11 protein-coding genes are annotated in these 12,112 nt (G+C 55.9%); 5 read left to right on the top strand and 6 right to left on the bottom strand.

The window, feature by feature from the left end:
- Positions 1–52: 52 nt before the first annotated feature.
- The 5 genes from B4M48_RS12000 (at position 53) to sanA (ending at position 4,851) form a co-directional block, all read left to right on the top strand.
- Entirely contained in the window at positions 53–439 is a 387-nt protein-coding gene (locus B4M48_RS12000) for a CidA/LrgA family protein (RefSeq protein ID WP_250341203.1), read from the top strand.
- Entirely contained in the window at positions 432–1,124 is a 693-nt protein-coding gene (locus B4M48_RS12005) for a CidB/LrgB family autolysis modulator (RefSeq protein WP_039385427.1), read from the top strand. The genes B4M48_RS12000 and B4M48_RS12005 overlap by 8 nt, the downstream gene beginning before the upstream one ends.
- Before the next feature lie 124 nt (positions 1,125–1,248).
- A complete protein-coding gene (gene cdd / locus B4M48_RS12010; protein ID WP_039386013.1) occupies positions 1,249–2,145 on the top strand; it encodes a cytidine deaminase in 897 nt (298 codons plus the stop codon).
- A gap of 157 nt (positions 2,146–2,302) precedes the next feature.
- Positions 2,303–4,000: an NAD-dependent malic enzyme gene (locus B4M48_RS12015; RefSeq protein ID WP_039385428.1), complete on the top strand. Its 1,698-nt coding sequence runs from the start codon at positions 2,303–2,305 to the stop codon at positions 3,998–4,000.
- Between the two features lie 131 nt (positions 4,001–4,131).
- Positions 4,132–4,851 (top strand): outer membrane permeability protein SanA, encoded by a 720-nt coding sequence (sanA, locus tag B4M48_RS12020; RefSeq protein WP_094111868.1) that lies wholly within the window; start codon positions 4,132–4,134, stop codon positions 4,849–4,851.
- Positions 4,852–4,918: 67 nt separating this feature from the next.
- On the opposite strand, the gene mglC is transcribed toward sanA, so the two are convergent.
- The 6 genes from mglC to folE form a co-directional block, all read right to left on the bottom strand.
- Positions 4,919–5,929: a galactose/methyl galactoside ABC transporter permease MglC gene (mglC, locus tag B4M48_RS12025; RefSeq protein WP_039385433.1), complete on the bottom strand. Its 1,011-nt coding sequence runs from the start codon at positions 5,927–5,929 to the stop codon at positions 4,919–4,921.
- Positions 5,930–5,947: 18 nt separating this feature from the next.
- A complete protein-coding gene (mglA, locus tag B4M48_RS12030; RefSeq protein WP_071668024.1) occupies positions 5,948–7,468 on the bottom strand; it encodes a galactose/methyl galactoside ABC transporter ATP-binding protein MglA in 1,521 nt (506 codons plus the stop codon).
- Positions 7,469–7,537: 69 nt separating this feature from the next.
- Positions 7,538–8,533, bottom strand: coding sequence for a galactose/glucose ABC transporter substrate-binding protein MglB (gene mglB / locus B4M48_RS12035; RefSeq protein WP_071668025.1), 996 nt, complete (start codon positions 8,531–8,533; stop codon positions 7,538–7,540).
- Positions 8,534–8,840: 307 nt separating this feature from the next.
- The gene (gene galS, locus B4M48_RS12040; protein ID WP_039385437.1) at positions 8,841–9,881 is read right to left on the bottom strand and encodes an HTH-type transcriptional regulator GalS; all 1,041 of its coding nucleotides are present in this window, start codon (positions 9,879–9,881) and stop codon (positions 8,841–8,843) included.
- A gap of 141 nt (positions 9,882–10,022) precedes the next feature.
- The gene (yeiB, locus tag B4M48_RS12045) at positions 10,023–11,183 is read right to left on the bottom strand and encodes a DUF418 domain-containing protein YeiB (protein WP_071668026.1); all 1,161 of its coding nucleotides are present in this window, start codon (positions 11,181–11,183) and stop codon (positions 10,023–10,025) included.
- Between the two features lie 47 nt (positions 11,184–11,230).
- Positions 11,231–11,896, bottom strand: coding sequence for a GTP cyclohydrolase I FolE (folE, locus tag B4M48_RS12050; protein ID WP_039385439.1), 666 nt, complete (start codon positions 11,894–11,896; stop codon positions 11,231–11,233).
- Between the last annotated feature and the right edge of the window lie 216 nt (positions 11,897–12,112).

Here is a 12,112-nt window from a genome sequence, read left to right on the forward strand (position 1 = left end):
GCACGCTAAGCGCGTAATGCGTATGATGTAAAACAGATGACCGAAGCCGGAGATGTCTGACGTGTTAACTGCCTGCTGGCGCTATCTGCGCGCCTTTATGATTATCTATGCCGCGCTCTATGCCGGTATCGCGCTCGCCGCCCTGCTTCCCTTTACTATTCCCGGCAGTATTATCGGTATGCTGCTGCTGTTTTTACTACTGGGGCTGCAAATTCTGCCGGTCCGCTGGGTAAAGCCCGGCTGCCATCTGCTGATCCGCTATATGGCGCTGCTGTTTGTACCGATAAGCGTCGGCGTCATCAGCTATACCGATGTACTTTCCGCGCAGTTTGGGCCGATCGTGGTCTCCTGCCTCACCAGTACGCTGATGGTGCTGGTGGTGGTAGGTTTTAGCGCTGAACGCCTGCAGCGCCCGAAACCGGAGCAGCCGCATGAGTGACGCCTGGTGGTCCCTGCCGCTGACGCTGGCTGCTTATTTTGTGGCGCGCCGACTGGCGGCAAAGCTCAAAATCTCGCTGATTAATCCGCTGCTGGTAGCTATGGCCATCATTATCCCGCTGCTGCTGCTCACGCATACCCCCTATACGCGCTATTTTGCCGGCAGCGCACTGCTGAATCAGCTGCTGCAACCGGCGGTCGTGGCCTTAGCGCTGCCGCTTTATGAGCAGATGCATCAGATCCGCGCACGCTGGAAAACCATCATCAGCGTCTGCTTTATTGGCAGCCTGACCGCCATGGTATCCGGCACGGCGATGGCGCTGTGGCTGGGCGCCACACCGGAGATCGCCGCGACGCTCCTGCCCAAGTCAGTCACCACCCCGATTGCGATGGCGGTCTCTGCCTCACTGCACGGTATTCCGGCCATCAGCGCTATCTGCGTGCTGATCGCGGGCGTATTTGGTGCCGTATTCGGGCACATGCTGCTGAACCTCCTGCGCATTCGCAGCAAAGCATCGCGCGGCCTGGCGATTGGCAACGCGTCACATGCGCTGGGCACGGCGCGCGCGGCGGAAATCGACTATCAGGAAGGGGCGTTCAGTTCACTGGCGCTGGTGATCTGCGGCATCATTACCTCTTTACTGGCACCGTTTATCTTTCCGCTGCTGCTGGCGTGGTTTGGCTGAAAGTTTGCGAGAGATCTCGCAAAGTTGAAACAACTCAATGAGCTTGCATTGTCATAGCGACATGGATCACATATAACTCAGCAGGCGGCGCCCCGCCGCTGATGAGTTAATGAGGCCTGACACCATGCACCCACGATTCTCTTCCGCTTTCTCCGACCTGCCGGCTGCCCTGCAGCAGGCGCTGCAGCCGCTGCTGGACGCGCCCGATTTTCACGGCGTGCTCCGCCCTGACGAGTTGATACAGCTGCAGCAGGTCACCGGACTGGAAGAGGATGCGCTGGCGCTGGCGCTCCTGCCGCTCGCCGCCTGCTGTGCGGTTGCGCCGCTCTCGCGCTTTAACGTTGGCGCTATCGCGCGTGGCGTCAGCGGCCACTGGTATTTTGGGGCAAATATGGAGTTTCGCGGCGCCACGATGCAGCAGACGGTACACGCTGAGCAGAGCGCGATTACCCACGCCTGGCTGCGCGGTGAAACGGCGCTGGCGGCCATCACCGTAAACTACACGCCGTGTGGCCACTGCCGTCAGTTTATGAATGAGCTGAACAGCGGTACGGCGATCCGTATCAGTCTGCCGGGCCGTGACGTGAACACGCTGGCCCACTACCTGCCCGATGCATTTGGTCCTGCCGACCTCAATATTACCGAACGGCTGATGACGCCGGTTGACCATGCCTTTGCTCCTGCCGGCGATGCGCTGCAGCAGGCGGCAATCCGGGCTGCCAGCCAGAGCCACGCGCCTTATAGCTTCAGCTACAGCGGCGTGGCACTGGAGAGCCACAGCGGCGCCATTTACAGCGGCCGCTATGCGGAGAATGCCGCCTTCAACCCGAGCCTGCCGCCGCTGCAGGCCGCGCTGATCCTGATGAATATGCATCATGAACCGCTGGAAACTATTCGCCGCGCGGCGCTGGCCGAGTCTGCAGAGGGTACGCTGACGCAGGCGGACGCCACGCGGGCGACGCTGGCCGCGCTCGGCTGCCGTGAGCTGACGATTACTTTAGTTTCAAAAACATCCGTTTAGTGATCCTTTTACCGCTTTTGTGACCTGCTGTTAACAAAAGCTGTACATCTGCCGGAATTTTCATAGGATCGGGCGCCAGACCTTCACAATAATCAGATCTGGCGTGACCTTTTCGTAGCGATACGTCAGCAAACACTGCAACCGGAGCAAACATTGCATGGAACTCGAGTACGAAAGTAAACGCCCGCTCTATATCCCCTATGCGGGTCCGATTCTGCTGGAATTTCCGCTGCTGAATAAAGGCAGCGCCTTCTCTCTGGAAGAGCGAAACGAATTTAATCTTAATGGCCTGCTGCCGGATGCGGTTGAGACTATTGAAGAGCAGGCGGAACGCGCCTGGCGTCAGTTCCTGGATTTCAAAAACAACAACGACAAGCACGTCTATCTGCGCAATATCCAGGATACCAACGAAACCCTGTTCTACCGCCTGCTGGATAATCATCTGGAAGAGATGATGCCGATTATCTACACCCCGACCGTGGGCGCGGCATGCGAGCACTTCTCCGAAATTTACCGTCGCGCGCGCGGCGTATTTATCTCCTACAACAATCGCGATCGCATCGAAGACATGCTGCAGAACGCCACCAAGCAGAATGTGAAGGTTATTGTGGTCACGGATGGCGAGCGCATTCTGGGCCTGGGCGACCTCGGCATCGGCGGCATGGGTATTCCGATTGGTAAACTGTCGCTCTATACCGCCTGCGGCGGCATCAGTCCGGCTTATACCCTGCCGGTGGTGCTGGATGTCGGAACCAATAACCCGCAGCTGCTCAACGACCCGCTCTATATGGGCTGGCGTCATCCGCGCATTAGCGGCGAAGAGTATGAGTCGTTTGTGAATGAATTTATTCAGGCGGTGAAACGTCGCTGGCCAAACGTCCTGCTGCAGTTCGAAGATTTTGCACAGAAAAACGCTATGCCGCTGCTGCAGCGCTATCGCGATGAAATCTGCTGCTTCAACGACGATATTCAGGGCACCGCAGCCGTTACCGTTGGTACCCTGATTGCCGCCAGCCGCGCCGCAGGCAGCCGCCTGTGCGAGCAGAAAGTGGTCTTCCTCGGCGCCGGTTCTGCAGGCTGTGGTATCGCTGAACAGATCGTTGCGCAGATGAAATCTGAAGGACTGAGCGATGATGAAGCGCGTTCGCGCGTCATGATGGTTGACCGCTTTGGTCTGCTCACCGACAAGCTGCCAAACCTGCTCGACTTCCAGAGCAGGCTGGTGCAGAAAAGTGACAATCTGAAAGCCTGGGACGTCACCAGCGACACGATTTCGCTGCTGGATGTGGTGCGCAACGCGCAGCCCGATATTCTGATCGGCGTATCGGGCCAGCCAGGCCTGTTTACCGAAGAGATCATTCGCGAGATGCATAAGCACTGCAAACGCCCTATCGTGATGCCGCTCTCTAACCCGACGTCACGCGTGGAAGCGACGCCGGCGGATATCATCGCCTGGACCGACGGTGCCGCGCTGGTTGCCACCGGCAGCCCGTTCTCACCGGTGACCTGGAAAGGCAAAACCTATCCGATTGCCCAGTGCAACAACTCCTATATCTTCCCGGGCATCGGACTCGGCGTGATTGCCGCGGGCGCAACGCGCGTGACCGATTCCATGCTGATGACCGCCAGCCGCGCGCTGGCTGACTGCTCGCCGCTGGTTAACGACGGTGAAGGTCCGGTCCTGCCGGAGATCAAAGATATTCAGGGCGTCTCTAAACTGATTGCGATGGAAGTGGGCAAAGCGGCACAGCTGGCTGGCGTTGCCGTGGTAACGTCGGAGGATGTGCTCTCTAAAGCGGTTCACAACAACTTCTGGCTGCCGCAGTATCGCCACTACCGCCGTACCTCTATCTGATCGCCTCAGCGCCGGATTTCGATCCGGCACTGCCGAAAAAAACATCAGCCAGCCGGGGTGAGCTTGCTTAGCCGCCCCGGCTCAAGTAGCCTTGAAGCACCCTGGATCCTGCCTGTTGAGTTGCCGCGCGCATGCTGAAACGCGTTTTCTTTGCTCTGATCATCATCATCTTAGCGATGGTGGCGACCGCGCTCGGCCTTGATCGCTGGATCAGCTGGAAAACCGCGCCGTTTATCTATGAAGATGTCGCCTCGCTGCCGCATCGTCAGGTTGGCGTGGTACTGGGCACCGCGAAATATTATCGTGCCGGCGTCATTAATCAGTATTACCTCTATCGCATGCAGGGCGCGCTCAACGCTTATAACAGCGGCAAAGTTAACTACCTGCTGTTGAGCGGCGACAACGCCCAGCAGAGCTATAACGAGCCCGCCACCATGCGACGCGATCTGATTAAAGCTGGCGTCGATCCAGCCGATATCGTGCTGGATTATGCCGGTTTTCGCACGCTCGACTCCATTGTGCGCACGCGCAAGGTGTTTGACACCAACGACTTCATTATTATCACTCAGCGCTTTCACTGCGAGCGGGCGCTCTACATTGCGCTGCACCTTGGCATTCAGGCACAGTGCTATGCCGTACCCTCGCCGAAAAATATGCTGTCGGTGCGCGCGCGCGAAGTCGGTGCCCGGCTGGGCGCGATGGCCGATCTCTATCTGATGAAGCGCGAGCCGCGTTTTCTCGGACCGCTGGTGCCGATTCCGGCAGTGCATACGGTGCCGGAAGATGCGCAGAGCTATCCGGCGGTCACGCCTGAACAGCTGCTGGAGCTGGAAGAGAAGCTGCGTAAGTAGCCTTTGCTGCGGCCGGCAGCCATAAAAAAAGGCTGCGCCAGCGCAGCCTTTTTCCGTTACTTCACGCTTATTTCTTGCGCGAGTATTTCAGTGAATCCAGCGCCACGGCGAAGATAATGATGCCGCCCTTGATGATGTATTGCCAGTAAGGGTTCACGCCGATGTAAGTCAGGCCGTAGTTGATTACGGTAAAGATAATTACCCCGGTCACGACGCCTGCGACCGTACCCACACCGCCGGCGAAGGAGACGCCGCCCACCACGCAGGCGGCAATCGCATCCAGCTCATACATAAAGCCGAGGTTGTTGGTGGCGCTACCAATACGGCCCGCTTCCAGCAGACCGCCAAACGCATAGAACACACCTGACAGGGCATAGACCAGAATCAGGTTGAACGGCACGTTAACGCCTGAAACTTTTGCCGCTTCCGGGTTACCGCCAATCGCAAAAATGTTTTTACCGAAGCGGGTTTTATTCCACAGGATCCAGACAAACACGATAGCGATAATGGCGTAAAAGGTGATAAACGAGAGCTTAAAGTCACCAAAGCGCAGGAAACCCTGGGTAAAGGTGGAGAAGCCCGCGTCAAAGCCGGCGATCGGCGAGGCACCGACAAAATCGTAGTAGAGGGAGTTAATACCATACACGATGATCATCGTACCCAGCGTGGTAATAAACGGCGTTACCTTGAGGTATGCGATGATCACGCCGTTTACCAGGCCAATCACGCCGCCGATAATGCACACTACCAGAATAACCAGCGGAATCGGCATGGTTTCCAGATGCGGGAAAACCTTGTTCGCGTTATCCATCGACTGCAGCAGCGTCGCCGCCACTACCGCCGCCAGGCCAACCTGCCGCCCGGCGGAGAGGTCAGTACCCTGAGTCACAATCAGCCCGGCCACGCCCAGCGCGATAATAATACGCACCGACGATTGCGTCAGGATGTTACTCAGGTTCATTAAACTTAAAAACGTCGGATCCTGGAAAATAATAATCGCCAGCAGAACAAACAGGACGACGTAAATACCGCCCTCTTTTAACCAGGTTAGCGCATTCTTTTTAGTAGTCGCTTTCATTTTAAAGCCCTTGCTTCATTAAAGGTGTAATGACGCTAAACGCAGGATTTCATTCTGCGAGGTCGTTTTTGTATCGACAATACCGGCTACCTGACCGTTACTCATTACCAGAATACGATCGGTTATACCCAGCAGCTCTGGCATTTCTGAGGAGATAATAATAATGCCCTTCTCTTTTTTGGCCAGTTCTGAAATCAGCTGATAAATTTCAAATTTAGCCCCTACGTCAATACCGCGCGTAGGTTCATCAAGCATTAATATTTCCGGCTGGGTCAGCAGCCAGCGGCCAATAATGACCTTCTGCTGGTTACCGCCTGAAAGCGAGCCAATCTGCGTATGGTGACCTGGCGTTTTTACCCGCATCGAGTCAATAACCCACTGGGTATCGCTCTTCATACGCTTATTATCAAGCAGGCCGATACTGGATTTATATTTTTTAATATTGGAGATAAGCGAGTTAAAGCCGATATCGAGATAGGCGTAGATCCCGGTGGAGCGACGCTCTTCTGTCACCAGCGCAAAACCGTGGTTAATCGCTTCGTTTGCACTGTGGTTGTTGATCGCTTTGCCGTGCAGCCGGATAGTTCCGCCCGACTTCTCGCGAATGCCAAACAGCGTCTCAACGATATCGGTACGCTTGGCACCCACCAGCCCGGCGATACCGAGGATCTCCCCTTTATGCAGGTCAAATGAGATATCGCGAATCGAGGGCTGACGCAGTGAAGTGAGGTTGCGGACCTCCAGAATCACCTCGCCCGGCACGTTGCTCTTATCCGGAAAGCGCTGATTAAGCGAACGGCCCACCATCATGGCGATGATCTTATCCATATCCAGCCCTTCCAGCGACTGAGTGGCGATCCACTGTCCGTCGCGCAGAATGGTGATCTCGTCGCACAGCTGAAAGATCTCTTCCATCTTATGCGAGATATAGACAATACCGCAGCCGCGATCTTTTAGTTTACGAATAATAGTAAACAGGTGGTTAACTTCTTTTTCCGTCAGCGAAGAGGTCGGTTCATCCATAATGACAATTTTGGCATCATAGGAGAACGCTTTGGCAATTTCAATCATCTGCATCTGCGATACAGAAAGATTTGCCACTTTATCGCGCGGATCGATATCAATATCGAGTTCATCAAAGATCGCTTTGGTATCGCGATACATTTTGTCCTGATCGACAAATGGCCCTTTACGCGGGTAGCGACCCAGCCACATATTATCCATCACGCTGCGCTGCAGCACGAGGTTTAATTCCTGATGCACCATTGAGACGCCATTTTCCAGCGCTTCTTTGGAGCTTTTATAGTCAATCTCCTGGCCCTGAAAAAGAATACTCCCCGTATCTTTTTTATAGATGCCAAATAAGCACTTTAACAATGTCGATTTTCCGGCGCCGTTTTCACCCATTAAGGCATGGACGGAGTGCGGCCGCACTTTCAAATTCACATTATCTAAGGCTTTCACCCCTGGAAATGATTTCGAGACATTCGTCATCTCCAGCAGATATTCACGCTGTGTGGTCGGATTCTCACTGGCCATAATTTACCTGGCTAAAAAAAGCGTATGCAGATGCAATAAGGCGCGGCAAATTGCCGCGCCCGGAATAGATTACTTCGCAAACTGAGAGAGGTTCTCTTTATCTACGGCGACATAAGGCACGCGAACCACTTTATCTTCCATCTTGAAGTTAGTGCCCGCGGTTGGCTCTTTGCCATCTGCCAGGTTCTTCGCGATATCCAGCGTGGCTTTCGCCTGGTTTTCCGCATCGTTCAGCACGGTACCCGCCATCGCACCCGATTTCACCAGCGCCAGCGCTTCTGGCAGCGCATCAACACCAAACACCGGAATGCTTGATTTGTTGTGTGCTTTCAGCGCTTCAACCGCGCCCATTGCCATTGCATCATTGTTGGCAATGATCACTTCAATTTTGTTAGCGTTCGGACCGGAGAGCCACGCATCGACTTTATCTTTCGCCTGAGCGGTATCCCACATTGCGGTATCCATCGCCAGCTGCTGCGTCTTGATGCCATCTTTGTTCAGGGTGTCGATAACATATTTGGTACGCGCTTCAGCATCCGGGTGGCCTGGCTCGCCTTTCAGCAGGACAAACTGAATCTGTCCATCTTTGTTCAGATCCCAGGCTGGCGTCGATTTCCAGTGCTTCTCAATCAGCTCGCCCTGTTTGATACCTGACTCTTTTGAGTCTGTACCGACATAATAGGCTTTCGGATAGCTGGCCAGCACTTTGGCGTTCGGCTCTTTGTTGAAGAACACAATTGGTACGTCATTGGCTTTTGCTTTGTCGATGACTACCGCTGCCGCTGCCGGATCTACCAGGTTAATTGCCAGCGCTTTCACGCCCTTGGCCATCAGCACGTCAATCTGATCGTTCTGTTTGGACTGGTCATTCTGCGAGTCATTCATCAGCAGCTGAATGCCGCCCAGCGTTTTCGCCTCTTTCTCGATATCCTTACGCACCATTGACATGAAGTTGTCATCATATTTGTAAATGGTCACGCCAATGCGGGTATCGGCGGCGTGTGCAGTTGCACCAAACATCATGCTGGCAACCAGTGCTGTGAGCGTGAAAACCTTCTTATTCATGGTATCTCCGGTTTTAATTATGCAGGGTATTTCATTGCGCCCTGCTGCCTGCGGGCAGCGAACGCAGTCGGTTGAAACGCTATCATTCTGGAGCAGGCGCAGGCATTGGCCGGACCGCTCTCCCTATCCTGACTTCCCTGTACGTAACCGCTTCCTGAAGAGTGTTGTGAACCATTTCAATCGGCTACTGAAACCTGTCCGGAGAGGCGTGACCCGGCGTTTCATGATGTTTCAGTCCGGTAAGACGCTGCCATCATAGTGAGCGGTCTGGTAATTAACTGTGAATGTAATCACATATTGGAAACGGTTACATGGCGCTATCGCCTGGATTAGTGATCGACTCCACAATTTGTCGCTGGGCCACTGAGTGACGCCGCACCAGCGTAGGCATGAAGCAGTGCGATGCCTGAGGATCCAGCTCACCGGCTGCGCCTTTCAGCGCCAGCTCTGTTGCCAGTTTTGCCATAGAAACAATGGGATAGCGTACGGTTGTCAGCTGGGGATCGGTGTAACGGGAAATAGGAATGTCATCAAAACCGATGACAGAAAAATGCTGCGGCACCTGAATGCCGTTATCTTTCAGCGCCGTCAGGGCGCCAGCCGCCATGCCATCGTTATAGGAAAACACGGCGGTCAGATGCAAATTGCGCCCGAGCAGCTCCACCATCGCGGCTTCACCGCCCTGCATATCGGGTTCAGCATGGGCGATCCACGCCTCTGCCGGCTGGATACCCTGCTCTGACAGCGCCTGCAGCCAGCCATCGCGGCGCTGAGCCACATCTTCAATCGGGTGGCTGGAGCTGAGATAGCCGATACGCTGATGCCCCTGCTGCAGCAGCATGCGGGTGGCAACCTGCGCACCGGTTACATTGTCGAGACAGACGCAGCGATGCTCGTAGCCGCGGATCACCCGGTTAACCAGCACCATGCCCGGCACCTGATCCATAAACTGCGTGAGTTCAGCGTCTGAAAGCGTTTTCGCATGTACCACCAGCGCATTGCAGCGCTGACGGATCAGCACCTCAATGGCGTGCCGCTCTTTATCTTCCTGATGCCAGGAATTACTGATGAGAACATGCTTATGCACCCGCTGCGCCACGGTATCCACCGCTTTCACCAGCGCGCCAAAAAAGGGATCGGAGACATCCATGACAACGACACCAATCGTGTCGCTGACCTGGGTGGCGAGCGCCTGTGCGTTGGCGTTCGGACGATAGCCCAGCGATTCCACCGCCTGCAGCACGGCGTCGCGGGTATCAGAGGTGACGGCACTGCTGTTATTGAGCACGCGCGACACGGTGGCAACAGAAACTCCCGCCAGTCGGGCGACATCACGAATCGTTATCATGCAGCGGTTCCACAAAGGCTGAAAGACGCGACGGGCGCGTAATAGCGCTATAGTGTCAGGCCGCAGACTTCAGCTACGTGAAACAGCTCACATCAATGAAAACGGTTACATTGCTTTATGCGATCTTTGTGATGCAGGTCATTATCTGACAGGCGGCACTGCGGTGCCGGTTGCAGAGAGACGCTGCGTCAGCCAGCGCCACAGCCACTCCAGCGGCCCCTGACGAAAATAGCGCAGCCAGAGCGCTGAGAAGAGAAGATTGACTACCCAGATAACGGGCACCAGCGCCAGCAGCTGTAACCGGTTAAAGTGCAGGAAGAGATCAAACCGGTAGAAAAGCGTGGTACAGATTAGCGTCTGTAACAGATAGTTGCTCAGCGCCATGCGCCCCACTCCCTGAATCAGGTTGCATAGCCGGTTACGCGCGAGCGCAGGCCAGAAGCCGAGACAGAGCGCCGCATAGCCGAGGCTGATAAAAGGCGAGGCGAGATCGCGCGGCACCTGCAGATAAAAGCTGGTCCAGCGCTGCGCCCACTGCAGCTGCCACTGCGCAACGATACCCGGCACCGCGATTAGCCAGCCGGTCGTCAGCAGCAGCAGTGCGGCGCGCCGGTAGTGCTGCAGGCTGAACTCACCGGTCAGCCAGCCGCAGCGCAGCAGCGCGGCACCCATCAGCATCAGCCCCGCCAGCTGCCAGCCATACTGGGATGCCAGCGCCATCAGGCCCGATGCGAGCAGATCGAGCCGGTTGCGTACCGCTTCCCAGCCGCCCACCAGCTTCCAGTAACTTTCATACTCCAGCACAGCGGCACCCGGCTGCCAGCCGCTGCTGCTCTGATTGCCGGAGATCGCTCCGAAGATAAGCAGCACCGCACAGCCGACCAGATAGAGCAGCACGCCGGTCTGAAACAGCGCACGCTCAGAGGGCACTTCACGCAGCAGACGCCAGATAATCAGGCCGATAAGCCCATAGTCGAGGAGAATATCCCCTTCCCAGAAGAAGACGCCGTGGATAAACCCGAGCAGCACCAGCAGCGTCAGGCGCGTGCTGATCCAGCGCTTACCGCGGGGGATCTGCAGCGCCAGTCCGGCGCCAAACAGCAGTGCAAACAGCGTGAGGAATTTCAGCTGCGCCAGCCCGTCCAGTATCGCCCAGGTCCAGGCATCCTGCGGCGTAACGCTGCCCTGCCAGGCGGGATTAAGATAGGCGGCTGACGGCAGGCCAAAGCCGGTAATATTGAGCAGCAAAATGCCCAGAACCGCGCATCCGCGAATAAAATCCAGCGCCTGGTAGCGTTGCATTGCGGCCCTCAGCCATCAAAAAAGGCGGCACCGGGGCCGCCTGGGGATCAGATATGACGTACCGCGCGCAGGAACTCCTGACGCGTATTCTGGCTCGATTTAAACAGCCCGCCCAGCGACGTGGTCGTGGTTGCGCTGGTCGCATCTTTCACGCCGCGCGCTTTTACGCAGTAATGAACTGCATCAATCGACACCGCCACGTTAGTCGTCCCAAGCAGCGTCTGCAGCGCGACCAGCACCTGCTGCGTCAGCCGCTCCTGCACCTGCGGGCGCTGGGCGAAAAACTGCACGATGCGGTTGATTTTCGACAGGCCAATCACTTTGTCTTTGGGAATGTAGGCCACCGTCGCCTTGCCATCGATGATCACAAAATGGTGTTCGCAGGTGCTGGTCAGCGTGATGTCACGCACCGTCACCATCTCGTCCACTTTCATTTTGTTTTCGATAACGGTGATTTTCGGGAAGTTGGCGTAATCGAGACCTGAGAAAATCTCATCCACATACATTTTTGCGATGCGATGCGGCGTCTCCATCAGGCTGTCATCTTCCAGGTCCAGATTCAGCAGCTGCATGATTTGCGTCATGTGACCGGCAATTTCACGCTTGCGCGTTTCGCTATCCATTTCGCGCACCGGGGCGCGTAACGGCGTTTCCAGACCGCGCGCCAGCAGCGCTTCATGAACCAGGGCGGCTTCCTGACTTAAGGTGCTCATCGTTCTCATTCTCCGGCAGGTGATGCGCCCGCGGAACATAGCCCGCGGGGGAAATTCTGAGCGCGTATTGTGAAACACAACGCAGGCTTAATCCAGTAATCAATCTGATTGGCAATCAGCACGTGCGCGTGCGCGGCACCAAAAAGCGCAAAAAAGCGGCTGTTGCTGTCGCTATCACTACACTTATCAGCAGCGCGCCTGGCTAAACTGCAAAAG

Source organism: Pantoea sp. UBA6567 (assembly GCF_002434165.1).
GTDB classification, from domain to species: Bacteria; Pseudomonadota; Gammaproteobacteria; order Enterobacterales; family Enterobacteriaceae; genus Pantoea; species Pantoea eucrina.